Here is a 25,484-nt window from a genome sequence, read left to right as displayed (position 1 = left end):
GAACCGTGCCCAAAGAGAGATTAGAAGCGGAAGGTCGCGGTGGCGACAACCTGACGTTCAGCACCCCAGAAGCAACCGTAGGTGTTAAAGCAGCTGGCAACATACTCGCGATCAAACAGGTTGTTCACGTGAAGTGCGACGTTCGAGCCTGCCATGCCCACGCGCGCCAGGTCGTATCTCACCAGCGCATCGACAACGGTGTAGCTGCCTACCGTGAAGGTGTTCGCCGGATCGCCTTTGCTGGAGCCGGTGTAACGCACGCCGGTACCCAGCGTCAGGCCGGACAGCGGGCCATCAAACAGCGTGTAATCTCCCCATACGGATGCCATGTGTTTAGGCACCTGAGCAGGCGTGTTGCCTTTGTAATTCGTATCGGTGGTGTATTCCGCATCGGTATAGGTGTAGGAACCGACAACGTTCACGCTTGCAGACAGCGCCGCTTTCGCTTCCAGCTCTACGCCACGCGCGCGGATTTCTCCTCCTTCAACCGAGGAGAACGAGCCAGCCGGGTCCGCCATCAGGTTGTTGGTTTTGGTCAGTTGGTACAACGCACCGGTGACAACGATCGGACGGTCATTCGGCACGTATTTCACGCCCGCTTCGTACTGCTTACCTTTAGACGGGGAGAACAGTTTGCCCTGAGCATCGGTCTGCGAAGCGGGCTCAAACGATTCGCTGTAGCTGAAGTACGGGGTTACGCCATTATCAAACAGGTAGTTAACACCACCACGCCAGGTGAACTGGGTATCATCACGTTTGGAGGTGGTATTCAACACGCGGTTATACGATTCCTGATCCGCCCAGTCATAACGGCCGCCCAGCGTAACCAGCACTTTATCCCACTGCGCCTGATCCTGAACGTACAGACCGGTCTGTTTCTGACGGTTGAGGATCTGATAAGGGCCGGAGGTCGCCGGATCTTTTGAACCGAAATCAAAATCGCTGTTCACCGGGTTGTAGAGATCCAGCAGCGGCACCGAGTCGTCATAGCCGAACCAGGAGTTAATGTCATTACGCATGCGCATAAAGTCAACGCCGGTCAGCAGGATGTGGTCCACCTCACCGGTAGCGAATTTGCTTTGCAACTGGGTATCAACGGTGAAGTTCTGCAGCTTTTCATTATCGACAACGTATTTACGCGCCAGATAATGGCCTTTGTCAGCAGGGGCTAACGCGGCGCACTGTTTGTTGCCTGCATTCGCCGGATCGGTACAGACGCCATAGCCGTAAACACTGTTTTGTGAGGTTTTATTCTCAGCAAAGCGCAGGTTCTGGCGTACGGTAAAGGTATCGTTGAATTCGTGATCGAAGCTGTATCCCACCATTTTCTGGTTGCGGGAATAGGTATTGTTCTTCGCGCCTTCATTGAAGTTCGTCGGCAGACGATCGCCGTTCGGCAGCGGATCAACCGTCCCCTCTTTTGGCAGCCAGCCGTAGTAGCCGGTTTCAGGCTCGTTCTGGAAGTAAGAGAGGAACGTGAAGGTAGTCTTATCATCCGGACGCCAGGAGAACGATGGCGCGATGGCGTAACGCTGCTCTTCCGCACGCTCCTGCTGAGCGTTATTAGAACGCGCAACACCCGTTAAGCGGTAAGAGTATACGCCGTCGTCGTCGATGGCATCGCTGAAGTCAAACCCGGTCTGGAACAGGCTGTCCGTACCGACTTTGAACTGGATTTCTTTCAGCGGCTCGGTGGTTGGGCGCTTGCTTACCATGTTCAGCAAACCGCCAGGGCTGCTTTTGCCGTACAGAACGGAAACCGGACCGCGCATGATCTCGGCGCGTTCCAGCATGTAAGGGTCGATTACCGCGTCGTTATAGAAGTTGCCCTGCATCTTCATGCCGTCGAGGTAGTTATTCTGGCTCTGGCCGTCGGCCGCAAAGCCGCGAATCACCAGATAGTCATAGGTATTCGACGCACCACGGGTGCCAACCGCCACGCCCGGCGTATAGCTCAGGGCTTCTTTTACCGAACGCGGCTGGTGCAGCGCCATCTCTTCGGCGGTGACGACTGAAATAGACTGCGGCACCTTCTGAATTGGCGTATCGGTTTTCGTGCCGGTCGCGGATTGTCTTGCCGCGATAGTTGCCGCCGGTCCCCAGGCACTTTCCTGTGCCGCAGGCGCTGCGGTTACCGTAATGGTTTCTTCTTTTTTCGGGGTTTCGGCAGCATGTGCATAAGCCGACATGCCGGCAACCGCTGTGGCTACGACGACCGCGACTTTTCGCAGCGACGTGTTGATTGGCTGAGCAGTATTGGAAAGCGCCATGTTGTATCTCTGATGGAAAGGTTAATGATAACGTAAACGAGAATTATTATTATGAGCGCAAGAATAATAGGCGAAACGCCGGTTGCATAGCAAGCAATAAGCGGCCCTACGAGAATTGAGGGATTAAGAATTAACCAGATGAAAACAGGGGGTTAATGATGTTAGCGAAAGGATCGCCAAAACCCGCCGGAGCGGGCGGGAAGCATTAGCGGTAAAACAGCTCGAACGTGGCGACCGCCTCGACTTTTCCGGGTTTGACCTCCCCCGTTTTTACGTAGCGGGCCTTCAGGGGGATCTCTGCGGGCACCTTGTCCTGCGTAGCGGATATCGCAGTATAGGTCTGGTCAAACTGAAGGACGGTATCGTTGCTGTCGAGAATTTGAATCCCCAACCCTTGTGCGGCAGCATCACCGGATGCAATGCCCAAAATCGAGCCGTTGGTCACCCCCGTCGACCCCGTGCGGGTGAACTGATAGTCAATCTTTGTTCCCGCCGCGCAGTCGTTTATAGCGATCTTAAAGCTCCCATCAGTCAGTATCTCTGAGTATTGCCCGTCAAAATCCTGAGAATTGACCGTTTTGAGAGGAACAAAGATGTTCCGGTCAACCAGGTTACAGGTATTGGTCGTAATATGGACGCTGGTGGGCGAAAAACGTATTTCTCCCACTACAGCACCGCCGAGCGTATCCTGCGCGGTCAGGCGCGAGGTATCCAGCATCCCGTCCTGTACCTGGCCGATGACCACCAGCTGGGCGGCGGCCCGAAAGACGTGGGTGCCATCAGACCCGCCATGTTTGTAGCCATAATACTGCCAGGGACGAATGAGGTCCTCCTCTATATAGTCGGGCAACCGTTCGCTTGACGCCGCCGCACGGATTCCAATCCCCGGCACGTTGGTTTTATAGACTCCCGGCAGAACGTCCTCACGCGCGTCGGCATCCGTCAGGGTCAAATAGCCGCGCCGGATTTGCGCGTCAGCTCCGCCACAGTGCACCGTAATTTCATTGGATTCGACGGCATTGTCATAAATTACGGTCCCCACAGGGGTATCGGGATCGAGCATAAAGACCGCTGGAAGCTGAAAGGTAACAATGCCGCCAGATCCATCCCCGCCGCTGAAAGTACATTGAGCAAATGCCGGATGTACCCGCGCGGCGGCGACCAGCAGTACGGCAGAGATAACGGTTCTCACCAGAATAGTCACGCGCATTTTCTCTCCAGCCTCATTGGCAATTGACCGCGGTATTAATGATTCCCTCGCCATTGTCATCGGGTAAATCGATGACGCCATGACACTGTTCGTCGCCCGCCTCTCCCCACTGCGCGCTGAACGATGTGTGTCCGTTAAGCCCTGAGAGGTAGACCTCGCCATCATCCCCGACAATCGCGGTGGTGTTATCAAGCGCCACGATGGCACCAAACGGCACTGGTTTACCCTGATGACGCAGCGTGACCAGCGCGCGGCGCCCAACGCGGGCCTCGAAGTTCGCCAGTATCGCCGCGCCTTTTGTCGGCACGAGATCTAACGTTGCCCCGTCAATATCAATATCGCTGCGTTCCTGCGTGTTTACCGTGAGGGTGTTGTGTCGGTAAGCGGTAAGCGACGGCACGATGGCATTACCAAACGCATCGGTATAAATGCCGCGGCCGCTCTGAACGTTGACATCCTCTCCGTCGTTGATGTGTACAATCGCGAAAGCGTCCCGCACGGGCTGCCCCAGCGTAACGCCCTGACCGTGAGCCACGATGGATCCCTGAGCGTTATAGTTCCACTGGCGGTTATCCCCGCCGTAGCTGTACCCCATGCCAACTTCGCCGGACGAGCCGCGATAGCGCCCGGATACGCTGCCGCCATAGCCCGTATCTTTGTTGGCGTAGGTCTGCTGGAGGTTATAGCTCAGCTTGTTATCCTCAAGCGCGGTCCCCCCGATCCCCACCTGGTGCGAGACATACCCGCCGCTTGCGGTATTTACGCTGTAGTTTGCCCACGCGTTAGAGAGCCAGTGCGATAACGGGATATTGACGTTCAGCGCCAGTTGCCGATCGGAATCGGCATCTGGCGTGCGGGTCAGGTTGTAGCTTATCGACCAGGTAATATCCCGCCAGCTGGAGCTCAGCCCGGCGCTGACGCTGCGCTCGTGGCCGTCCATATCCCAGTAATCCTGCTGATAGCCGTTAAGATACGCCGAGCCCCAGTCAGAAAGCCGCTGGGAAAGGTTTACCTGCATGCGGCTTCGGCGGTTGTTGGTTCTGCGATAGGTATAAATGCCGTCATCAATCTCGCTGTCGCGCTGATCGATAGCCTCCTGAAAGGTATAAAACCCGGAGGTGGAATAGCGGTAGCTGGCAAGCGTGACGGTGGTATCTGTGTCGGGAATATCTTTTGAATACTGCGCTCGCCATGAGAGTCCATTTGCGTCATCACGTCCGTCATCAAAGGCGGTTCTCGCGGTGGTGATATCCACCGAGGCTGAGCCCAGGTGACCCAAATCCGCGCCAACCCCCAGCAATAGTGCATGATACATCGACGCCCCCTGAGCGCCGGTGTAGGCCGTCACGCCATACGGCAGGCCATAAATAGCCGTACCTTGCACAAAGGTGGGCTCATCTTCCCCTTCATTGCCGCGATAACGCCCGGCCGCCAGCGAATACTTAAACCCGCCCTCACGCTGGAGGACCGGCACCGACGCGCTGGCCTGTATGAAGCTATGCTCCGAGCCATCCGCCTCTTCAACGGTGACTTCCAGATCCGCGCCGGAGGCGACCTGGCTTAAATCACGGATCTCAAATGGCCCCGGCGAGACGTTGGTTTGATAAAGGGTGTAGCCGTTTTGCTTAATGGTGACTTTTGCATCGCTGTTGGCAATCCCCCTCACGACTGGCGCAAACCCCTGCTGGCTGACCGGTAGCATCGCCGTATCCGTTTCCAGCGTCAGGCCGGTCATCTGCATGCTGTCGAACAGCTCGCTGTTGGTGTACGTCTGGCCCAGTTCAAGCTGGCTTTTCAGCGCTTTGATATCGCGCTGCAGGGTGGTGGCGATGGCTTCCCAGCCCGAAGAGTCACTCCAGGTACTGTTGTTGCGCAGCCGCCACGCGCCCAGATTAAGACCCGACGTCAGGCCAAGCCAGGTTGATGAGGTTTGACCCGTGCTGTAGTGCTGCTGAGAACCGCTGAGCTGATAGCTTGTCCAGGCCGCCGGAGCACCGTCATCCCAGAATTTCGGGTTAATGGCGCCCGCAGCCGCGCGGTTGCGGTAGGCCTGGGGAATGACCAGCGTCAGGGTCTGGTTATCCTGATTGTAATCGTAGCGAGCATGTTCGATAAAATGGGAGATATCCCGAATGCAGGCCGCATCGTCCATATCTTTGAGATCCGGCACCGCGTCGACGTTCACGCCGAATTCACGCAGATCCGCTTTGGTCAGCTCCGGCAGAAGCTGCTGCTTATCGTCAGAAAGCACATAGGTGACCTCGCGTTTATCCACGACGTCCCGATCCCACATGATGGTGGTCAGATAGCGCCCTGCCAGCAAGCCGTTATCATTAATGAAGTTTTTGAGCGTAGCGGTATTTTCCAGCGGCGTATCCAGCTCAAGGATCCGCAGGTTGAATTCGTCATCAGCCCACGCAGGCGGGATCGCGACGAACAGCGCGAGCACGATCCCGGACCATACCTGTTTTTGGCGAAAGGGAGAGGACATAGCATTCCAACACGATCCCGTTAAAGGGCCTGCTTGCGCTGAGGGGTTTGCGCCCCAAAATCATTGATTGCCGTCCAGGTCACCGCACCCGTCGCCCCTTTTGGCAACGCAAAATGCTGCTCGCTAAACGGTGCAACCATCATCGAAATAGCCCCCGGCGTGGTTTCGGTCTCTTTCACCGGTACGCTTTTCCCGCCCACGGCCAGCTCGCCAAAGGAGACGTAAAACGGTGTGGGGTTGTTGGCAATAAGCGTGTCGCCCTGACGACGGAACGTGATTTTTTCATCCGCCACCAGCGCATCGGCCTCTTTTAACTGAGACGGGCGCCAGAAAAGCTTCAGCCGCGTTTTCATCGCGAACTGCAGGGTATTTTTCTCTTTCAGCTCAGGCGACAGCGCGGAGACCGATTTCACATTCGCCAGGAACAGCGATTCACGGTCTGATGGCAGGCTTTTTTTATCGCCAGTAAAAATAACGTGTAAAAGGGTTTGACGATTTTCCTGCAGCTTATAAACAGGAGGGGTAATAACGAAGGGCGCTTTTGCATTATTGACATAGCTGACCCAGCTTTGTACCAGATAACGCGTATGGGGATCTTTATTTTTAAGGGCTATTTGTACTTCAGCTTTATTTGATGGATAAATAATACGAGTACCACCCAGAACCACGCTGGCCTGCGCTGACAGACAAGAAATAATTAAACAACCACATAACAATTTAAATAAAGTCTTCATACAACGTTCCAAAAGGCAGCCATAAAGGCTGCCAGTAATGACTTAGCGATAGACAACCTCGAAAGTTGCCGAAGAAGAATAGCGGCCTGCGGTGGGTGCAGTATCACCAATCTGAATCACCTTCGCGATGTAGTTAAAGACTGACGCATTTGTTCCCGTCGCATCGTTAGCCACATCCGTTCCCGTCGAAGGCAGGGAGCCATCAAATACCACATCGTCTTTCGTGCCGTTTTCATTGCTGACGATGATGCCAACGTTGGTGGCATTACCGGCGCCGCTGAGGTCGTTCTTCAGACGTTTATGCGCGGCATCCGTTGTCGTTCCGCTGAATTTGAGGTTGAGTTTGGCAACCAGCGGGTCACATTTTTTCACTTCAATATTAAACGTTTTGCTGGTGCCCACTGCGCCATCAGTGCCAAAGTCCGACGCATAGGTATCGGGGAACGTGACGGTTGACGAGGTCGTACCGGAGCCATCAACATTAATTTCACAGGTGTCGGCCACCACTTTCCCGGCAAAGTTCACCGTGCCAGAATCGTTTCCGGCAAATGCTGGCAGAGACAGCGCTGCCATTATGCTTGCAGCCAAAAATGAAGAAAGAACATACTTACTCATAATCATATCCTTATATATATCGATGCAGTCATCCATTCCCGCCCCAATACTGTGCGTCAGAATGTTATTTAAGCGCTCATATCACTCATACAGGGGTAATTAACCCAGCCATGTTTCAGGAAAGCCTGTGATTCCTTGAGGCGATTAAATCAGATCATTCTTACCAGTGTCCAGATAGCCTAAAAACCTCCTGCACATAATGGCGCACAAGACTATGTTTTAAATAAAAAATAATGAATCTTAGGAATTCTTAATTTTGAATTAACTTTTTTTAAAGGATTGCGGACTGTAAACAATAAAAAAGGCCGCTTTAAAATAAAGCGGCCTTTTATTCAGGGAATTAATTAATTCCCGCCAAACATGTCCTTAATCCAGCCGGCTACGCCATCGCTGTCTTTCTTCTCATTCTGCTGCTGCGGCTGTTGTTGCTGCGGCTGCTGAGGCTGAGAAGATTGATCGAACGGGTTGCCCGTTGGCTGTTCAGGCTGGCTCTGCTGGCAGAGGGAGTCCGGATTGGTGGTCCAGACCGGCAGGGTACGCATCCCACCGCCGCAAACAAAGTTACCGGAACCGTCCACGCCCATATCGACGATATCTTCCGGCGCAACCAGGTTCAGCGGCACCGGAGACTGATTCGCCAGATAGCGCTGGTAAATCGACATCGCCCCGCTTGCACCGTACAGCTTGGTTGGCTGGTTGTTATCACGGCCTACCCAGGTGATCACCACTTCACGGCCATCAATACCGGCAAACCAGGTATCGACGTTGTTGTTGGTGGTCCCGGTTTTACCCGCCAGATGCAGACCCGGATATTTCGCCCCCAGCTGACGGCCAGTACCCCGCTGCACAACCTGCTGCATGGTCCACAGCGTCATATAGGCCGCCTGCGCAGGCACCGCACGTTCTGCCTGTGGGAAGCTCTGATACAGCACGGAGCCATCCTCGGCAATCACCGAGCGCAGGGCCGAAAGCGGCGCACGGTTACCGCCGCTGGCAATGGTCTGGAACGCCTGTGCCACTTCGATCGGCGTCAGGTTAAGTGCCCCCAGAATCATCGCCGGAACCGGATGCAGCTGATCTTTCGACACGCCCAGTTTCTGCCAGGTGTCGACAATCGCAGGCAGGCCCAGCGCCATACCGAGGTTAACCGTGGGGACGTTCATGGAACGGGTCAACGCATCCACCAGCATAACCTGGCCGCTGAACTGTTTATCATCGTTCTGCGGGGACCAGACCTGACCGTTAGGCTGACGCAGTGAGATTGGCGCATCGGCAATCCAGGTGTTCAGACGATACAGATTCGGCTGACTCAGGGCGGTGAGATAGGTCGCCGGTTTTGCCAGAGAACCAATCGAACGACGCGCCTGCATGGCACGGTTATAGCCCGCATACTGCGGCTCGGCACCGCCCACCATCGCGCGTACTTCGCCGGTGTTGCGGTCAACCACCACCATGGCGGTTTCCAGATCGCTCAGCTTGCGCTGTTTCTTCAGTGCCGGAATACCTTCCACCGCGGCTTTTTCTGCTGCATCCTGGGCCACGGAGTCAAAGGTGGTGAAAATCTTCACGCCGGAGAGATCTTTGACCTTATCACCGAGCTTGCTTTGCAGCTCCTGACGCACCATTTGCATAAACGCAGGCTGAGGAGAGATCACCCCACCGCGCGGCTGCACGCCAAGCGGACGCGCGCTCAGCATGTCGTACAGTTCCTGATCGATCACCTGCTGTTGTTGCAGCAGACGCAGGACCAGGTTACGACGCTCCAGCGCCAGTTTCGGGTTACGCCACGGGTTGTAGATGGACGCCCCTTTCACCATGCCCACCAGCAATGCCTGCTGGTCCAGGCTCAGCTCTTCCACCGGGCGGCCAAAGTAGTACAGGCTTGCCAGCGGGAAGCCGCGGATTTCGTTATCGCCGCTCTGACCGAGGTAAACCTCGTTCATGTACAGCTCAAGAATACGATCCTTGCTGTAACGCGCATCCATCAGCACGGCCATGTACGCTTCGTTGGCTTTACGCCAATAAGAGCGTTCGCTGGAGAGGAACAGGTTCTTCACCAGCTGCTGAGTCAGCGTACTCGCCCCCTGCACGGTACGACCCGCGGTCAGGTTCGCCAGTACCGCACGGCCGATAGAGTAAAGGCTGATGCCGTCGTGCTCGTAGAAGTGACGGTCCTCGGTTGCCAGCAGCGTATCCACCAGCAGATCCGGGAAGCCGTTACGCGCCACAAACAGGCGCTGCTCGCCGTTTGCCGACGAGAGCATGGTGATCAGACGCGGATCGAGACGGAAGAAACCGAACTGACGGTTGTTATCCATGTTCTCGATGGTATCCAGACGATCGCCGTCAAAGGTCAGACGCGCGCGCACCTGCCCCTCTTTGCTGTCCGGGAAGTCGAACGGACGGCGGATCATCTCAATGCTTTTCGCCTGAACGGTAAATTCGCCAGGGCGCGTCATCTTCGACACCTGACGATACTGGGTCGCTTCCAGCAGTTTCACCATCTCGTTCTTACTGATGGACATATCTGGCTCAAGGTTCACCATACGGCCATACACTGCCGCAGGTAACTGCCAGACTTTACCGTCGATACGGCTGCGGATCTTCTGATCCAGATAAACGCCGTAAATCGCCATCAGCACAACAAAAACAATGAACAGCTTCAGCAGCAGCCAGAACCAGCCGCGTTTGCCCCGAGGCTTGCGCCCTTTGCCTTTTCCTTTACGCGGCATCGGTTCTTCATCCTCATAATCGTCTTCATAGTCATCGTCATAGTCCTCATCTCTGAGGCGACGACGGCTTACCTTTTCTTTCGCCGGACGCGTGGGTTTTCCCTTACGTCCTATTGGCTCGCGGTCATTCCCCGCCATGCTTTTTCTCCGCAACGTTCAGGCGCAAAGGCCCGATTCTCATTTCTTCCACTGACCTGTGAAAGAAGAAATCTCTCAAAATAAACAGCAAGACTTTCCTTGCAGGAAAGTCTTTAGTGTTTTCTCCCTCTCCCCATGGGAGAGGGCCGGGGTGAGGGCATCAGGCCGCACAATCCAGCCCGCACAATCCAGCCCGCACTCCCCTCTTCCCCTGATTCACGAATACTTCTTCGTCCGCCGTGTCGGTGCCGTGTTCGCCGGATCGTCCGGCCAGACGTGTTTGGGATAGCGCCCTTTCATCTCTTTCTGCACGTCCCGGTAACTTCCCGCCCAGAACGCGCCCAGATCGCGGGTGATCTGCAGCGGACGCTGCGCAGGCGACAGCAGCTCAAGCACCAACGGCACACGCCCTTCTGCGATAGACGGTGTGGTGGCTTCACCAAACATCTCCTGCATCCGTACCGCCAGCGCCGGAGGATTATCCTCATGATAACGAATGGCAATCCGGCTCCCGGTGGGCACAGTGTAATGCCCAGGCAGCTCACTATCCAGACGTTGACGTAATGACCAGTCCAGTAAATTCTGTAACGCGGTCTTAACATCAAGCGCCTTGAGCGCACGCAAGGAGTGTACGCCGCTCATTTGCGGCAGTAGCCAGTGCTCAAGCGTAGCCAGCAGCGTCTCATCATCCACCGCTGGCCAGCCGTGTTCCGGCAGCCACTTCGCGGCGCAGTGCAGGCGTATACGATACTGTTCAGCTTCCGGCGTCCAGTTCAGTACGCTCAGCCCTTTTTCCCGGATGCCGTTCAGCATCGCCTGGTGTAACTCTTCTTCTGACGGCTTCGCCAGCGGTTTCGTCCCGAGCGTCAGTTTGCCAATCTGACTGCGGCGAAACGCCTTTAGCGTGCCCTGAGTCTCATCCCATTCCACGATATCGGACTGCTGCAGCAGCTGCGGACAAGCGCGGGTCAGGGCATCAATGTCTACGGCAAACGCCTGTAAAATACGTGCGTCAGGAGAGTGGCTCCCCTGAAGCAAAAGCGGGGCAATCAGCCATTCGTGACGCGTTAACGCATCATCGCTGTCCAGCATCGCCCCCATGCCGTTTGCCAGCTGATAGCGCCCGTCCAGCCCGCGGCGGCGGGCAATTCTGTCCGGGAAGGCCTCTGACAGCAGGGAGGCAATTTTATCGCTGTCAGGTGAACCGCCCCGGCTATTCAGGCGTTTGGCCAGCTGCTGCGCCCGCTGCTGCCAGTTCCCCTGATTACGCGAAAATGCCTGTCCCAGATCGCTACTGCCACTGCGCGGCGGCTCCTCAAGGATAGCCGCCAGCCTGGCCGCCGTGGCAATTTCATCGTTCCCCTGCGCGGCCACCAGCATAGCAGTCAGACGCGGATCGTTACCCAGCGCCGCCATTTTCTGCCCGCGCGCCGTCAGACGCTCGCCTTCCAGCGCGCCAAGCTGAGTCAGCAGGCTGCGCGCCGCCGTGAGGTTAACCGCTGGCGGAGGGTTGAGCCATGTGAGCTGGGCAGGGTCAGGACAGCCCCATTGCAGGAGATCCATCACCAGGCCAGACAAATCACTTTGTAAAATTTCTGGCGTGCTTTGCTGTGCGGCACGCTCAGCTTGCTCCGCGCTGGTCAAATGCAGACAAATGCCCGGCGCAAGACGCCCGGCACGGCCCGCACGCTGGATCATCGATGCCTGGCTGATGCGCTGCGTGAGCAGCTTAGTCAGCCCGGTGCGCGGGTCAAAACTGGCCACCCTCTCCTGGGCGCTATCCACCACCAGGCGAATGCCTTCGATGGTCAAACTGGTTTCCGCGATATTGGTCGCCAGCACCACTTTGCGCTGCCCCGCCGGGGCGGGAAGGATCGCTTTACGCTGATCGGCCAGTGACAGCGCGCCATAGAGCGGACACAGAATAATGTCGCTACTCACCCGTGATACCAGTTGCTCCTGTACGCGCTGGATTTCTCCCACACCGGGTAAAAATAGCAGCAGCGACCCCGGCTCCTGACGAAGCAGTTCAGCCGTGGCGACAGCCACCGCTTCGTCAAAACGCTGATGGGCAGGTAGCGGCTGATAGCGCCGCTCCACCGGGAATGCACGACCTTCGGAGGCAATCACTGGGGCATCAGGCAGCGTCTGCTGCAGCCGCGCGTTATCCAGCGTCGCCGACATAATGAGCAGCCGGAGGTCGTCGCGCAGCCCCTGCTGGACGTCCAGCAACAGCGCCAGGGCCAGATCCGCCTGCAGGCTGCGTTCGTGGAATTCATCCAGGATCACCAGCCCCACGCCGGTCAGTTCCGGATCGTTTTGCAGCATGCGGGTGAGAATGCCCTCGGTAACCACTTCAAGGCGCGTGGACGGGCCAACGCAGGTTTCGGCACGCATCCGATAACCTACCGTTTCGCCCGGTTTTTCGTTCAGCAGTTCCGCCAGTCGCTGCGCCACGTTGCGTGCGGCGAGCCTGCGCGGCTCCAGCAGGATGATTTTTCCGGCAATCTTCCCTTCCTTGAGGATCTGTAGCGGCAGCCAGGTGGATTTGCCCGCCCCCGTAGGCGCGTTAAGCAAAACCTGCGGGGCGTGGTGTAAGGCAGCAAGAAGCTCGGGAAGGACGACGGCGACCGGCAATGAGGACACTAACAGCTCCAGAGGGTTAACATTAGTCGGCGTACATTGTAGCATCGGCGCATATCATTACCGAGTCCCCCGTATGTCTGAGTCAAAACGACTGTTTTTTGCCATTGAGCTGCCCGCCCCTGTTCAGCGGCAAATCGTTCGCTGGCGCGCTGAACATTTTCCACCGGAAGCAGGTCGGCCCGTTTCAGCCGCGAACCTGCATCTGACGCTGGCATTCCTGGGCGACGTGAGTGCCGGGAAACAGCGGGCGTTAGCCGCCATGGCCGGGCGGATTTCTCAGCCGCCGTTTACGCTGCACCTCGACGATGCAGGACAATGGCTACGTTCGCGCGTGGTCTGGCTGGGCACGCGCCAGCCACCGCGCGGATTATTGCAGCTGGCAAATATGCTGCGCGCGCAGGCGGCGCGCAGCGGCTGTTATCAGAGCCCGCAGCCATTTCATCCGCATATCACGCTGCTGCGCGATGCCGGTCAGGCCGTTGCCCTCCCGGCCCCGGGTTTTCACTGGGCTTTCCCGGTCAATGCATTCGCGCTTTATGAATCTGTCTTTGCTCAAGGACGCACACGCTATACGCCGCTACAGCGCTGGACGCTGGGCGACACGATGAAGGAATCCTGATGAAGTTTAGCCCTGCACTCCAGCCCGCCACGCTGATCCAACGCTACAAACGCTTCCTCGCCGACGTGGTGACAACTGAGGGGGAAACGCTCACTCTGCACTGCCCCAACACCGGAGCCATGACCGGTTGCGCCACGCCGGGTGACACGGTCTGGTATTCCACTTCAGAAAATACTAAACGCAAATATCCCCATACCTGGGAAATAACTGAGACACAAAGTGGGGCATTTATTTGCGTTAATACCCTGCGCGCCAATCAACTGGTTAAGGAAGCGCTGACCCATGGCACTATTCCCGAACTGGTGGGTTATGGTACGCATAAAAGTGAAGTGAAATATGGCGATGAAAGCAGCAGAATTGACTTCATGTTACAGGCGGAAGACAGGCCGGAGTGCTATATTGAAGTAAAATCAGTGACGTTAGCGGAACAGGAAAATGGCTACTTCCCGGATGCGGTTACGCTACGTGGACAGAAGCACCTGCGGGAGCTAATGAGTGTTGCGGCGGCGGGCAAACGCGCCGTACTGCTGTTTGCGGTACTGCATTCAGCCATCGAACGGTTCTCACCTGCCCGCCATATTGACCCTAAATACGCGCAATTGTTGAATGAGGCACAAAAGCAGGGGGTAGAGGTTTTCGCTTATAAGGCGGAACTTTCTGCCGATAATATGACTCTGAGATCCTCTCTTCCCATTGTCTTATAAGGGATTAGACGATTGATGATTATGTGTTCTGGCCGCGTGCGCAAATACGCTTTTCCTCACAGGCTTGTCAAGTGTTACGTTTAGATAATTGCCATACGGAAAAGCATCTGCTATTTATAGCGACCTGATTTTTCCCCCAACACGGGGATCGATAGTGCGTGTTAAGGAGAAGCAACATGCAAGAAGGGCAAAACCGTAAAACATCGTCCCTGAGTATTCTCGCCATCGCTGGGGTGGAGCCGTATCAAGAGAAACCGGGCGAAGAGTATATGAACGAAGCCCAGCTGTCGCACTTCAAGCGTATTCTTGAAGCATGGCGTAATCAACTCAGGGATGAAGTCGATCGCACCGTTACGCATATGCAGGATGAAGCTGCAAACTTCCCGGATCCGGTAGACCGTGCCGCTCAGGAAGAAGAGTTCAGCCTCGAACTGCGTAACCGTGACCGCGAACGCAAACTGATCAAAAAGATCGAGAAAACGCTGAAAAAAGTCGAAGACGAAGATTTTGGCTACTGCGAATCGTGCGGTGTTGAAATCGGTATTCGTCGCCTGGAAGCGCGTCCAACCGCCGATCTGTGCATCGACTGTAAAACGCTGGCCGAAATCCGCGAAAAACAGATGGCCGGTTAATACCAGCGCTGTTTACCCACTCCAAAGGCGGGAGTCTCTCCCGCCTTGTTAACGTTGATATGTCTGAATCACACTATATCGGGCGCTTCGCGCCATCTCCCTCCGGTGAATTACACTTCGGCTCATTAATTGCCGCGCTCGGCAGCTACCTGCAGGCTCGCGCCAGCCAAGGCAAATGGCTCGTCCGCATAGAAGATATTGACCCGCCGCGTGAAGTTCCCGGTGCTGCAGAGACCATACTGCGTCAGCTGGAACATTACGGCCTGCACTGGGACGGCGAGGTTCTCTGGCAATCAAAACGCCACGAGGCGTATCGGGAGCGTCTGGCCTGGCTCGCTGAGCAAGGGCTTTCCTACAACTGCACCTGCACCCGCGCGCGTATCCAGAGCGTTGGCGGCGTCTATGACGGGCACTGCCGTACGCTCAATCATCCCCCGGAGAACGCCGCCGTGCGCCTGCTGCAACGTGCGCCCGTCACCCGTTTCCACGATCTGCTCTCAGGAGAGATCCGTGCCGATGAACGTCTGGCGCGCGAAGATTTTATTATTCACCGTCGTGATGGTCTGTTTGCTTATAACCTGGCCGTTGTCGTCGACGACCATTTCCAGGGCGTCACGGAAATTGTGCGCGGGGCAGACCTGGTCGAACCTACCGTGCGGCAAATATCGCTGTATCAGCAGTTTGGCTGGAAGGTACCGGGTTATCTTCATCTGCCGCTGGCGGTCAATGCGCAGGGCATTAAACTGTCCAAGCAAAACCACGCCCCAGCCCTGCCAGACGGCGATCCGCGTCCTGTTTTGATCGACGCGCTGCGATTTCTCAACCAAAATGTAACCCACGAATGGCAGGATCTGCGTATTGACGAACTGCTGAAAATGGCCATCGCGCAATGGACGCTCACGGCGGTGCCAAAAATCCAGCATTCTCAAATGCGTTGCGCTGAGCTATGATTAGCCGCTTTTTTCATAACAAAACACACTACGAGGTGTACCATTTTTACCCGAGTCGCTAATTTTTGCCGTAAAGTGCTAAGCCGCGAAGAGAGCATGGCGAACGATGCTATTGCACAGCCACACATGTCGGTTATTCCGCGTGAGCAGCACACTATTTCCCGCAAAGATATCAGTGAAAATGCCCTCAAGGTGCTCTATCGTCTGAATAAAGCGGGCTACGAGGCCTATCTCGTTGGCGGTGGGGTGCGTGATTTACTGCTGGGCAAAAAACCAAAAGATTTCGACGTGACGACCAGCGCCACGCCTGAGCAGGTGCGCAAGTTATTCCGTAACTGTCGTCTTGTTGGCCGCCGTTTCCGTCTTGCTCACGTCATGTTTGGGCCAGAAATTATCGAAGTGGCGACCTTCCGCGGCCACCACGAAGCGGGCGCATCCGATCGCACGACCTCCCAGCGCGGCCAGAACGGTATGTTGCTGCGTGACAATATTTTCGGTTCTATCGAAGAAGATGCCCAGCGCCGCGACTTCACCATCAACAGCCTCTATTACAGCGTGGCGGATTTCACCGTGCGTGATTACGTGGGCGGTATGCAGGACCTGAAAGAGGGCCTGATCCGCCTGATCGGCACGCCAGAAACGCGTTATCGCGAAGATCCTGTGCGTATGCTGCGCGCCGTGCGTTTCGCCGCCAAGCTCAACATGCGCATCAGCCCGGAGACGGCAGAGCCGATCCCGCGTCTGGCGACGCTGATCAACGACGTGCCGCCTGCCCGCCTGTTTGAAGAAGCGCTGAAGCTATTGCAGGCCGGCTACGGGTTTGAAACCTACAAGCTGCTGCGCGAATACAACCTGTTCCAGCCGCTGTTCCCGACCATTACGCGCTACTTCACCGAAAACGGTGACAGCCCGATGGAGCGCATGATTGCGCAGGTGCTGAAAAATACCGACACCCGCATCCAGAATGACATGCGCGTGAACCCGGCATTCCTGTTTGCGGCGATGTTCTGGTATCCCCTGCTGGAAACCGCGCAAAGAATTACTCAGGAGAGCGGCCTGGCCTATTACGATGCCTTCGCGCTGGCCGCAAACGACGTGCTGGACGAAGGGTGCCGTACGCTGGCGATCCCGAAACGTATTACCACGCTGGTGCGCGACATCTGGCAGCTTCAGCTGCGCATGTCCCGCCGCCAGGGTAAACGCGCCTGGAAACTGATGGAACATCCAAAGTTCCGCGCCGCGTTCGATCTGCTGTCCCTGCGTGCGGAAATTGAACGCAGTCAGGAGCTGCAGCGTCTGGCCCAGTGGTGGGCTGAATTCCAGGTTTCCGCTCCGCCGGAACAGAAGGATATGCTGACCGGGCTGGATGAAGAGCCCGCACCGCGTCGCCGTCATCGTCGTCCGCGCAAACGTGCGCCGCGTCGTGAAGGGTCAGCATGACACTCGCCTGTATCGCCATCGGCAGTAACTTAGCCTCTCCGCTGGAGCAGGTTAACGCTGCCGTAAAGGCGCTGGGCGAGATTCCGCAAAGCCGGATCGTCGCCGTCTCGTCGCTTTATCGTACCCCGCCGCTCGGCCCACAGGATCAGCCTGATTATCTGAACGCTGCCGTGTTGCTGGAAACAGCCCTTGATGCAGAAGCGCTGCTGGATAACACCCAGCGCATTGAGCTCCAGCAGGGCCGCGTGCGCAAAGCCGAACGCTGGGGACCGCGCACCCTCGATCTCGACATCATGCTGTTTGGCCAGGAGGTGATTCATACCGATCGCCTCACCGTACCGCATTATGATATGAAAAATCGCGGATTTATGCTCTGGCCGCTCTTTGAAGTCGCCCCCGATATCACCTTCCCGGACGGTACCTCGTTAAAGACCGTTCTGGACAACCTGAACGCGGAAAAACCCGCTCGCTGGTAAACCTCTCCCCCACCGGTTGGCCGCTAAATAATTGTGGTTAATCGGTTGCCTAAAATCATTGTTCCCCGGAATGTTACTGTTAGAATGCGCAAAGATTCGCTTTGGGCTATCAGGAAACAGTATGAAACCAACCACCATCTCCTTACTGCAGAAATGCAAACAGGAAAAAAAACGCTTCGCCACCATCACCGCATATGACTACAGCTTCGCCAAACTGTTTGCCGAAGAGGGTATCAACGTCATGCTGGTCGGAGATTCGTTAGGGATGACGGTACAAGGACATGATTCCACCCTGCCGGTCACGGTTGAGGATATTGCTTACCATACCCGCGCCGTGCGCCGCGGTGCGCCAGCCTGCCTCCTGCTTTCCGATCTGCCGTTTATGGCCTATGCCACACCGGAGCAGGCATTCGAAAACGCGGCGGCGGTCATGCGTGCCGGGGCCAATATGGTCAAAATTGAAGGCGGTGCCTGGCTGGTGGATACGGTGAAGATGCTCACCGAACGCGCCGTGCCGGTGTGCGGCCATCTGGGCCTGACGCCGCAGTCCGTCAACATCTTTGGCGGCTACAAGGTGCAGGGCCGTGGCGATGCGGCACAGACGCTGTTTGATGATGCCCTGGCGCTGGAAGCTGCAGGCGCGCAATTGCTGGTACTGGAGTGCGTGCCTGTTGAACTGGCGAAACGTATCACTGAAGCGCTGTCGATTCCGGTGATTGGTATTGGTGCTGGCAACGTGACCGACGGGCAAATTTTAGTGATGCACGACGCCTTTGGTATTACCGGTGGGCATATCCCGAAATTTGCGAAAAATTTCCTTACCGAAGCGGGCGACATGCGCGCCGCGGTCAGGCAGTATATTGCCGACGTTGAATCCGGTGTTTACCCGGGTGAAGAACACAGTTTCCATTAAGGAGTCTCGTTGTGCTAATCATTGAAACCCTGCCGCTGCTTCGCCAACACATCCGTCGCGCGCGTCAGGAAGGTAAACGTATCGCACTGGTCCCGACCATGGGCAACCTGCATGACGGCCATATGAAGCTTGTCGACGAAGCAAGAGCCCGTGCAGATATCGTGGTGGTCAGTATCTTCGTAAACCCCATGCAGTTTGACCGCGCAGACGACCTGGCGCGCTACCCGCGTACCCTGCAGGAAGACTGCGAGAAGCTCAAAAAGCGTCAGGCGGACATTGTTTTCGCGCCGTCTCCGGCAGACGTTTATCCTCAGGGAACCGGCGAAGCAACCTACGTGGACGTTCCGGGAATTTCGACCATGCTGGAAGGCGCCAGCCGTCCGGGCCATTTCCGCGGCGTCTCCACCATCGTCAGCAAATTGTTTAACCTGGTGCAGCCGGATATCGCCTGCTTCGGCGAGAAAGATTTCCAGCAGCTGGCGCTGATCCGCAAAATGGTGGCGGACATGGGATATGATATTGAGATTGTAGGCGTGCCGATCGTGCGCGCTAAAGACGGGCTGGCGCTCAGCTCCCGCAATGGCTATTTGACCGCCGAGCAGCGTAAAATCGCCCCCGCGTTAAGCAAGGTCATGAACAGCATGGCAGAACAGCTTCTGGCGAAAGCATTAACCGCAGAAGAGATTATTGCTCTTGCGGAACAGGCGCTGAACGACAAAGGTCTCCGGGCTGACGATGTACAAATCCGCGATGCTGATACGCTGCTCGAACTTGCAGAGACAAGCAAACGTGCGGTAATTCTGGTGGCGGCATGGCTTGGCCAGGCTCGCCTGATTGACAACAAAGTGGTTGAGCTGGCGTAGTTTTTCTACCCGGAAGATGAAAGGTAAACGTAATGATTCGCAAAATGCTGCAAGGTAAGCTTCACCGTGTGAAAGTGACTCAGGCAGACCTGCACTATGAAGGCTCCTGCGCCATTGACCAGGATTTCCTCGACGCGGCGGGTATTCTTGAGAACGAAGCGATCGATATCTGGAACGTCAATAACGGCAAACGCTTCTCTACCTATGCAATTGCCGCCGAACGCGGGTCCAAAATCATCTCCGTCAACGGCGCGGCAGCACACTGCGCAGAGGTGGGCGATATCGTGATCATCGCCAGCTTCGTGATGATGTCTGACGAAGAAGCGCGTCGCTGGCAGCCCAAAGTGGCCTATTTTGAAGACGATAACGAAATGAAGCGCACGGCAAAAGCTATTCCTGTTCAGGTCGCCTGATTTCTTTTCCCTGGACTCATTTTTATCCCATTCACTATCAAAATGAGTCCAGTCTTTTTTGTGCAAGCCACGATCAATTATAGCGCATTTAATAGGATTTAAATAAATAACCAAAGAAATCTCAGAGAATTATATTATATAATTCTCAAATCATAACTCCCACCCATTAAGAAAAACTTAAACCAACCTGCAGTTTTAATCACCCCCGTTGACTAGCCTTATCCTAAATAAATCTCTAGAATCCGCCACGAAATAACACTTCAGATTTTAAATCAATAGCTCCAAAAAAAATTATTGATTTAAATGTTTTAACTTCAAAATATGGATATTGGTATGTCTTTTAAAAAAGTTAGCATGGGTATGGCAATTGCACTGGCTCTGAGCGCAGGTTCCGCAATTGCAGCTGTTCCAGGTGACACAGGTACGATTACTTTCCACGGCATGGTGTCTAACACCACTTGTAAAGTTTCCCTGGATCAGAAAATTGACCAGAGTGGTAACGATTTCGATGTCACCCTGGACACCGTATCTGTTGCTGATTTTGGCACCACTGCCCTGGGTACTACCAGCACCCTGGGCCAGAAAAAATTCAACCTGGCGCTGACCGGTTGTGATACTGCTACCGTGGCTAAAGCATCTGCACAGTTCAACTCCTGGGCGGGTTCTACTTCTACCGAAGGCGGCCTGCTGGTTCCACCAGCAAACGCTCAGGGTTCTGCGAAGAACGTTAACCTCGTACTGAGCAACGATGGCAATACCAAAACCGATCTGGTGAAAATCGACCAGACTAACAACACTCAGCAGGCCACTGTTGATACAAGCGGCGCGGCTAAGCTGTACTACAAAGTAGCTTATACCCAGGGCCAGGGTTGGGATCAAACCACTAATCCAGTATCCGCCGGTACCGTGCAGGCACAAGTTGCCTTCACCATGAACTACGAATAAACCTCTTTGTTTTGCAGGTTTTAAATAATCCCCCGCTTCTGGGGGATTATTCTTATCATTCCAACAGGAAGTGGAAAAATTATGTTTAACGCATCCGTAATTAAAGGATTAAAGACCGCGCTGTTTACTGCTGTTTTATTTTCAGCATCACACGCCAGTGCCGATATTGTTATTTCCGGCACCCGCATTGTTTACCCTGAGTCATCAAAAGACGTCATCGTTAACCTGGATAACCGTGGTGCAAAACCTCTGCTGGTTCAGTCCTGGCTGGACGACGGTCGCGACGAAAAAAGCCCGGAAGAACTTAAGCTCCCGTTCGTGATCACCCCGCCAGTTTCACGTATCGACCCTAAGCAAGGTCAGTCTCTGCGTATTACCTACATGGGTCATTCGCTGCCAAAAGACCGCGAATCGTTGTTCTGGTTTAACGTATTAGAAATTCCGCCAAAACCTAAAAATGCCAACGCCGAAAATACAAACCAGCTTCAGCTGGCGTTCCGCACCCGCATTAAATTCTTTTTCCGTCCAGACGGACTGAAAGGCTCAGCGCTGGAAGCCGCCGACCATGTCACCTGGACCATGAAGAAAGACGGCAACGGCGTCAGCCTCGTCGCCCATAACGAGTCCCCGTACAACGTAGCGATTTCAATGGTCAAACTTAAGTCGGGCCAAAAGACCTATGAGGTAGCCCACCAGTCTGTTCTGCCTTTCAGCGAGAAAGCCATGCTGGTCAAAGGATTAACCACCACCACAACCGGCAAAGTGGCATACGAAACAATTAACGATAACGGTGGGGTCGACAACCACGAAACCACGTTGAAGTAATTTGCCACCCGACAACATAACAATAGATAGCATGAGCTCTGCGGATATGTTTATCCGCACTGATAAATGGATGTGCCATGGTGTTCCGACGTTCTCTTTTATGCCTTGCGATCGGCACGGCATTCCCCTTACATGTTTGTGCAGATAGTCACGCAGCTAATGACACCGCGCAGGAAAACGAAGATGCGGTCGAATTTAACGAACAGTTTCTTCTCTCAAGAAGCACAAATATTGACGTAAGCCGCTTTGCGCATGGTAACCCGGTGGCGCCGGGTACGTACCGTACCAGGGTCAATTTAAACGGCACGTTAAAATCGACGGTTGACATTATCTTTAAAGATAACGGGACGCCGCGCGCGACACCCTGTATTACGAGGCTTTTGCTCTCGCAGTCCGGTGTGGATACCCGCGCACTCGGAGACGAGCTGGACGACGACGACAACGAGACCTGCATCGATGTAAAAAAATTCTATCCTGAAGCGTCGGTCAACTACGACAGTGCTAAGCAGGTGTTGAACCTCAACTTCCCGCAAATTTACGTGGTTAAGCGCCCGTTAGGCTATGTCGACCCGTCCCTTTGGGATAACGGCATTCCGGCGGCGCTTCTGTCTTACGATCTCAACGGCTGGCACAGCGAAAACAGCGGTTCAACCTCTGAAAGCGCCTATGCGGGCCTGCGCTATGGTCTCAACATGGGACCATGGCGCCTGCGATCGCGCGGCAGTCTGAACTGGGATAAAGACAACGGCACGCACTACAGCAGCCAGGATATTTATCTTCAGCGTGACATCACCTCTCTTGACGCGCAATGGGTACTCGGTGACTCCTTTACCAACGGAGAAGCCTTCGACTCCTTGAGCCTGCGCGGAACACGTCTGTATAGCGACGAACGTATGCTGCCAAACGGTTCAACGGGGTATGCACCGGTGATTCGCGGCGTGGCAAACAGCAATGCCAAAGTCAGCGTCACGCAGAGCGGCAATAAAATTTATGAGACCTCAGTGCCGCCGGGCGCGTTTGAGATCAACGATTTGAGCACCACGGGCTACGGTAACGATCTGCTGGTCACCATTGAAGAGGCGGACGGCAGCAAGCGCACGTTCACGGTGCCGTTCTCGTCCGTGACCCAGATGCTACGCCCTGGATCCTCACGCTGGGACGTTGGCATGGGTGAACTGAACGACGACTCGCTGATCGACAAGCCCCAGGTAGGCTACGGTACGCTCTACTACGGCCTCAACAATACCTTCACGGGCTATGCTGGCGCCCAGTACACCGACATGGACTTCTATGCAGGCATCCTCGGCCTGGCAATGAACACCCCCATCGGTGCTTTCGCGCTGGACATCACCCAGTCGCACGCGGATATCGAAGACCTGGGCACGCGCAGTGGGCAGAGTTATCGTCTGACATACAGTAAGCGCATTGAAGCCACGAACACCTCGTTCAACGTGGCGGCCTATCGCTTCTCTACCGAAGACTATCTGAGCCTGAACGATGCCGCGCAACTGCGTAACAGCATCAAACAGCAGAACTATGCCAACCGTAGCTATGAGTCAAATACGGCTCTTTACGATGACTACCAGCGTACTAAAAACCAGATCCAAATCAGCCTTAACCAGCCTCTGAGGGCGGCTGAAAAGGATTACGGTTCACTGTACGTCAGCGGAACCTGGCAAGATTACTGGAACGGGGAAGGCTCTAACTCTAACTACAACGTGGGCTACAACAACAGCTTCGCCTACGGTAGCTATAGCCTGTCGTTACAGCGGACTTACGACCAGCGCGGTCAACAGGATGACAGCGTTTACCTCAGCCTGAGCGTGCCGCTGAGCGTCTTCTCGCAGGACAACTCGCGTTTAGCTGGGTTCTCGAACGTCAACATGGGCCTGCGTTCCGATCTTAAAGGCGGTACTAACTTCAACAGCTCCGCGAGTGGCAACACTCAGGATAACAAGGTCAGCTACTCCGTCAGTACGTCGTCCAGCAGCGGTAACTACGGCAACCTGAACCAAATCAGTGGTTATAGCTCGCTAAATAGCAGCTATGGTCCGCTCGGCGTTTCCGCCTCGTTTGGTGACGACAATAGCAAGCAGTTCTCCGCCTCTTACAGCGGCGGGATGGTCGCACACGCGGGCGGCATCGCCTTCGCACCGGGCAGCATTGGCGATAACGATGCCATCGCGGTAGTCAAGGCCAGCGGTGCGAAGGGCGCGGGTGTGGGCTACGGCGCAGGCACAATTGACGACTCGGGCTACGGCATTCTGCCGTATATGTCCGCGTATCGGGAAAACCGGGTTTCGCTGGATATCAGGACCCTCGAAAACGACGTTGAAGTGAAAAATACCACCACCACCACCGTACCGCGCAGCGGTTCTGTCGTGCTGGTGAATTTTGAAACCGACGAAGGACGTTCGGTCGTTCTTGAGCTTAAGCGTAACGATAACGGCTTTATTCCACTGGGCGCTGACGTGCTGAATGAAAAAAATGAATCGGTGGGTTCCGTGGGCCAGGCCGGTCAGGCCTATGTTCGCGGTATCGAGAACAGCGGCGTGCTCCGCGTGGTCTGGAGCGGTGACAAGGACGGCTCCTGCACAGTGCGCTATCAGCTGAAACCCGATTTAGAGAAAGCCGGGCTCATTACCCTCCTCAATAACCAAACATGTGAAATGTAATCCGGGAAATTAAGAGAAATCATATGAAAAAGATGCTTCTCAGCCTGTCTGTCATTGCCATGACAGCGCTGACGCTTTCAGGGCCGGCACACAGTACCGATCTTACGGTTAACTTTACCGCCAACCTTCGTGAAACGACCTGTGATATGAAGCTGGTTGGCGGCTCAGGTTCCAATACCGAGCAGACGCTTAAAATCGGAGACTCACAGGGCAAAATCCGTCTCGACCAGGTGCAGGCCGGTACAGCGACAGCTGAATTCAAGCTGGCCATCGTTGAATGTCCGTCCTCGCTGAGCGACCTGAAAACCACGGTGAAGGGTACGCAGAACACCGATCTGTTAACGGGTGTAAGTAACTCGAAAACGACCGCCAGCGGCGGTGCAGATTATGCAGCCGTCACCATTGCCCGTGCATCCGCCCCGGACGCACCGTTCACCATTAACTCGACCAACGATGCTCAGCGTCTGGTCTGGTCCGCGGCGGAAATCACCAGCAAGGAAATCCCCCTGGTGGCGACTCTGAAAGAAACCCAAACCGGCAAAATGACCACAGGCGATTTCGAAGCCATAGTGACGTTTGAATTCAGCTACGAATGATTTGTGCAGATAACGGAGCACTCAAATGAAATTTAACTCAACTTTACTCGCCCTGTCCGTTGCTGCCCTTTTCGCTACCGACACGGCAAATGCAGCGATTACAGGCACCCCCAGCGCCAAGCTAACCGTCCAGTCAACCATCACCGCTGGCACCTGTACGGCGAAAGTGACCAACAGCGCGGGCGCGGATGCCACTGAGGTGAACTTTGGTGATGTGTATAAAGCTGATCTGGAAAACAAAAGTCGCGTAGAACCGCTGAAAATCTCATTCACGGGCTGCGCTGGCGTGAAAAAAGCCATGGTGTCTGCGGCGTCCGGTACAGGCGGCTCATGCTCAGGTAATAACCTGGACGGTGACGCTTATGCCGCCGGCCAGAACACCGCCTTTGAGCTCTGGTCTGGTGCGGTGGATTCCGGCCTTCAACTGAACTGTAAAACACCACCCGCAGCGCAGGCGGTTACCATCACCAGCGGCGTGGGTGAGTTCCCGATGAACTCCCGTATCGTGATCGCGAAGGATAAGACCATCGCTGATGTGGGTACAGGCTCGGTAACTGCGCCTGTGACCTTCACCGTAACCTATCAGTAATACAGGAA

The 25,484-nt window shown here is 55.2% G+C and carries 21 protein-coding genes; 14 read left to right on the top strand and 7 right to left on the bottom strand.

What is annotated here, in order from left to right; genetic code table 11:
* Positions 1–20 precede the first annotated feature (20 nt).
* From fhuA to hrpB, 7 genes are all read right to left on the bottom strand, one after another.
* Positions 21–2,270, bottom strand: a complete 2,250-nt coding sequence (fhuA, locus tag ACOTYN_RS01150) for a ferrichrome porin FhuA (protein ID WP_071922572.1) — start codon at positions 2,268–2,270, stop codon at positions 21–23.
* Positions 2,271–2,475: 205 nt separating this feature from the next.
* Entirely contained in the window at positions 2,476–3,480 is a 1,005-nt protein-coding gene (locus ACOTYN_RS01145) for a fimbrial protein (protein ID WP_071922573.1), read from the bottom strand.
* A gap of 13 nt (positions 3,481–3,493) precedes the next feature.
* Entirely contained in the window at positions 3,494–5,971 is a 2,478-nt protein-coding gene (locus tag ACOTYN_RS01140; RefSeq protein WP_332956075.1) for a fimbria/pilus outer membrane usher protein, read from the bottom strand.
* Positions 5,972–5,991: 20 nt separating this feature from the next.
* Positions 5,992–6,705, bottom strand: coding sequence for a fimbrial biogenesis chaperone (locus ACOTYN_RS01135; RefSeq protein WP_023332118.1), 714 nt, complete (start codon positions 6,703–6,705; stop codon positions 5,992–5,994).
* 42 nt (positions 6,706–6,747) lie between these two features.
* Positions 6,748–7,320: a fimbrial protein gene (locus tag ACOTYN_RS01130; RefSeq protein ID WP_023332117.1), complete on the bottom strand. Its 573-nt coding sequence runs from the start codon at positions 7,318–7,320 to the stop codon at positions 6,748–6,750.
* A gap of 344 nt (positions 7,321–7,664) precedes the next feature.
* The gene (gene mrcB, locus ACOTYN_RS01125) at positions 7,665–10,190 is read right to left on the bottom strand and encodes a bifunctional glycosyl transferase/transpeptidase (RefSeq protein WP_014882607.1); all 2,526 of its coding nucleotides are present in this window, start codon (positions 10,188–10,190) and stop codon (positions 7,665–7,667) included.
* 216 nt (positions 10,191–10,406) lie between these two features.
* Positions 10,407–12,836, bottom strand: coding sequence for an ATP-dependent helicase HrpB (gene hrpB, locus ACOTYN_RS01120; RefSeq protein ID WP_261660232.1), 2,430 nt, complete (start codon positions 12,834–12,836; stop codon positions 10,407–10,409).
* A 73-nt stretch (positions 12,837–12,909) separates the two neighbouring features.
* On the opposite strand from hrpB, the gene thpR reads away from it, so the two are divergent.
* From thpR to ACOTYN_RS01050, 14 genes are all read left to right on the top strand, one after another.
* Complete coding sequence (thpR, locus tag ACOTYN_RS01115; RefSeq protein WP_032637482.1) at positions 12,910–13,455, top strand: RNA 2',3'-cyclic phosphodiesterase; 546 nt, start codon at positions 12,910–12,912, stop codon at positions 13,453–13,455.
* Positions 13,455–14,159 (top strand): DNA/RNA nuclease SfsA, encoded by a 705-nt coding sequence (sfsA, locus tag ACOTYN_RS01110; RefSeq protein ID WP_071922576.1) that lies wholly within the window; start codon positions 13,455–13,457, stop codon positions 14,157–14,159. The genes thpR and sfsA overlap by 1 nt, the downstream gene beginning before the upstream one ends.
* Positions 14,160–14,335: 176 nt before the next feature.
* The gene (gene dksA, locus ACOTYN_RS01105) at positions 14,336–14,791 is read left to right on the top strand and encodes an RNA polymerase-binding protein DksA (protein WP_001155232.1); all 456 of its coding nucleotides are present in this window, start codon (positions 14,336–14,338) and stop codon (positions 14,789–14,791) included.
* A 59-nt stretch (positions 14,792–14,850) separates the two neighbouring features.
* A complete protein-coding gene (gene gluQRS, locus ACOTYN_RS01100) occupies positions 14,851–15,741 on the top strand; it encodes a tRNA glutamyl-Q(34) synthetase GluQRS (protein WP_058690745.1) in 891 nt (296 codons plus the stop codon).
* A 42-nt stretch (positions 15,742–15,783) separates the two neighbouring features.
* Positions 15,784–17,181, top strand: coding sequence for a polynucleotide adenylyltransferase PcnB (gene pcnB, locus ACOTYN_RS01095; RefSeq protein ID WP_205732188.1), 1,398 nt, complete (start codon positions 15,784–15,786; stop codon positions 17,179–17,181).
* On the top strand, positions 17,178–17,657 hold the full coding sequence (gene folK, locus ACOTYN_RS01090; protein ID WP_071922578.1) for a 2-amino-4-hydroxy-6-hydroxymethyldihydropteridine diphosphokinase: 480 nt from the start codon (positions 17,178–17,180) through the stop codon (positions 17,655–17,657). The genes pcnB and folK overlap by 4 nt, the downstream gene beginning before the upstream one ends.
* A 121-nt stretch (positions 17,658–17,778) precedes the next feature.
* Positions 17,779–18,570, top strand: coding sequence for a 3-methyl-2-oxobutanoate hydroxymethyltransferase (gene panB, locus ACOTYN_RS01085; protein ID WP_014882600.1), 792 nt, complete (start codon positions 17,779–17,781; stop codon positions 18,568–18,570).
* A gap of 11 nt (positions 18,571–18,581) precedes the next feature.
* Positions 18,582–19,433, top strand: a complete 852-nt coding sequence (gene panC, locus ACOTYN_RS01080) for a pantoate--beta-alanine ligase (RefSeq protein ID WP_014882599.1) — start codon at positions 18,582–18,584, stop codon at positions 19,431–19,433.
* A gap of 32 nt (positions 19,434–19,465) precedes the next feature.
* On the top strand, positions 19,466–19,846 hold the full coding sequence (panD, locus tag ACOTYN_RS01075) for an aspartate 1-decarboxylase (RefSeq protein ID WP_071922579.1): 381 nt from the start codon (positions 19,466–19,468) through the stop codon (positions 19,844–19,846).
* A 333-nt stretch (positions 19,847–20,179) separates the two neighbouring features.
* Positions 20,180–20,791, top strand: coding sequence for a fimbrial protein (locus ACOTYN_RS01070; RefSeq protein ID WP_047344010.1), 612 nt, complete (start codon positions 20,180–20,182; stop codon positions 20,789–20,791).
* 81 nt (positions 20,792–20,872) lie between these two features.
* Positions 20,873–21,616: a fimbrial chaperone gene (locus ACOTYN_RS01065; RefSeq protein ID WP_045269066.1), complete on the top strand. Its 744-nt coding sequence runs from the start codon at positions 20,873–20,875 to the stop codon at positions 21,614–21,616.
* A 77-nt stretch (positions 21,617–21,693) separates the two neighbouring features.
* The gene (locus ACOTYN_RS01060; RefSeq protein ID WP_045134590.1) at positions 21,694–24,291 is read left to right on the top strand and encodes an outer membrane usher protein; all 2,598 of its coding nucleotides are present in this window, start codon (positions 21,694–21,696) and stop codon (positions 24,289–24,291) included.
* Positions 24,292–24,314: 23 nt separating this feature from the next.
* A complete protein-coding gene (locus tag ACOTYN_RS01055) occupies positions 24,315–24,887 on the top strand; it encodes a fimbrial protein (protein WP_332956090.1) in 573 nt (190 codons plus the stop codon).
* A gap of 25 nt (positions 24,888–24,912) precedes the next feature.
* Entirely contained in the window at positions 24,913–25,476 is a 564-nt protein-coding gene (locus ACOTYN_RS01050) for a fimbrial protein (protein ID WP_047026707.1), read from the top strand.
* Positions 25,477–25,484: the final 8 nt, after the last annotated feature.

The organism is Enterobacter cloacae complex sp. IR5458 (genome assembly GCF_049238025.1).
GTDB lineage: Bacteria > Pseudomonadota > Gammaproteobacteria > Enterobacterales > Enterobacteriaceae > Enterobacter > Enterobacter kobei.
Note: the sequence above shows the minus strand (reverse complement) of the source record. Positions and strands in the feature narration are given on the sequence as shown.

Coding starts and splice junctions, on each gene's coding strand:
- ACOTYN_RS01140 (WP_332956075.1), bottom strand. CDS start 5,971: ATGTCCTCTCCCTTTCGCCAAAAACAGGTATGGTCCGGGATCGTGCTC.
- ACOTYN_RS01070 (WP_047344010.1), top strand. CDS start 20,180: ATGTCTTTTAAAAAAGTTAGCATGGGTATGGCAATTGCACTGGCTCTG.
- folK (WP_071922578.1), top strand. CDS start 17,178: ATGACACTCGCCTGTATCGCCATCGGCAGTAACTTAGCCTCTCCGCTG.
- panD (WP_071922579.1), top strand. CDS start 19,466: ATGATTCGCAAAATGCTGCAAGGTAAGCTTCACCGTGTGAAAGTGACT.
- mrcB (WP_014882607.1), bottom strand. CDS start 10,190: ATGGCGGGGAATGACCGCGAGCCAATAGGACGTAAGGGAAAACCCACG.
- dksA (WP_001155232.1), top strand. CDS start 14,336: ATGCAAGAAGGGCAAAACCGTAAAACATCGTCCCTGAGTATTCTCGCC.
- ACOTYN_RS01145 (WP_071922573.1), bottom strand. CDS start 3,480: ATGCGCGTGACTATTCTGGTGAGAACCGTTATCTCTGCCGTACTGCTG.
- sfsA (WP_071922576.1), top strand. CDS start 13,455: ATGAAGTTTAGCCCTGCACTCCAGCCCGCCACGCTGATCCAACGCTAC.
- panB (WP_014882600.1), top strand. CDS start 17,779: ATGAAACCAACCACCATCTCCTTACTGCAGAAATGCAAACAGGAAAAA.
- ACOTYN_RS01055 (WP_332956090.1), top strand. CDS start 24,315: ATGAAAAAGATGCTTCTCAGCCTGTCTGTCATTGCCATGACAGCGCTG.
- gluQRS (WP_058690745.1), top strand. CDS start 14,851: ATGTCTGAATCACACTATATCGGGCGCTTCGCGCCATCTCCCTCCGGT.
- ACOTYN_RS01050 (WP_047026707.1), top strand. CDS start 24,913: ATGAAATTTAACTCAACTTTACTCGCCCTGTCCGTTGCTGCCCTTTTC.
- thpR (WP_032637482.1), top strand. CDS start 12,910: ATGTCTGAGTCAAAACGACTGTTTTTTGCCATTGAGCTGCCCGCCCCT.
- ACOTYN_RS01060 (WP_045134590.1), top strand. CDS start 21,694: ATGGTGTTCCGACGTTCTCTTTTATGCCTTGCGATCGGCACGGCATTC.
- ACOTYN_RS01130 (WP_023332117.1), bottom strand. CDS start 7,320: ATGAGTAAGTATGTTCTTTCTTCATTTTTGGCTGCAAGCATAATGGCA.
- ACOTYN_RS01065 (WP_045269066.1), top strand. CDS start 20,873: ATGTTTAACGCATCCGTAATTAAAGGATTAAAGACCGCGCTGTTTACT.
- fhuA (WP_071922572.1), bottom strand. CDS start 2,270: ATGGCGCTTTCCAATACTGCTCAGCCAATCAACACGTCGCTGCGAAAA.
- ACOTYN_RS01135 (WP_023332118.1), bottom strand. CDS start 6,705: ATGAAGACTTTATTTAAATTGTTATGTGGTTGTTTAATTATTTCTTGT.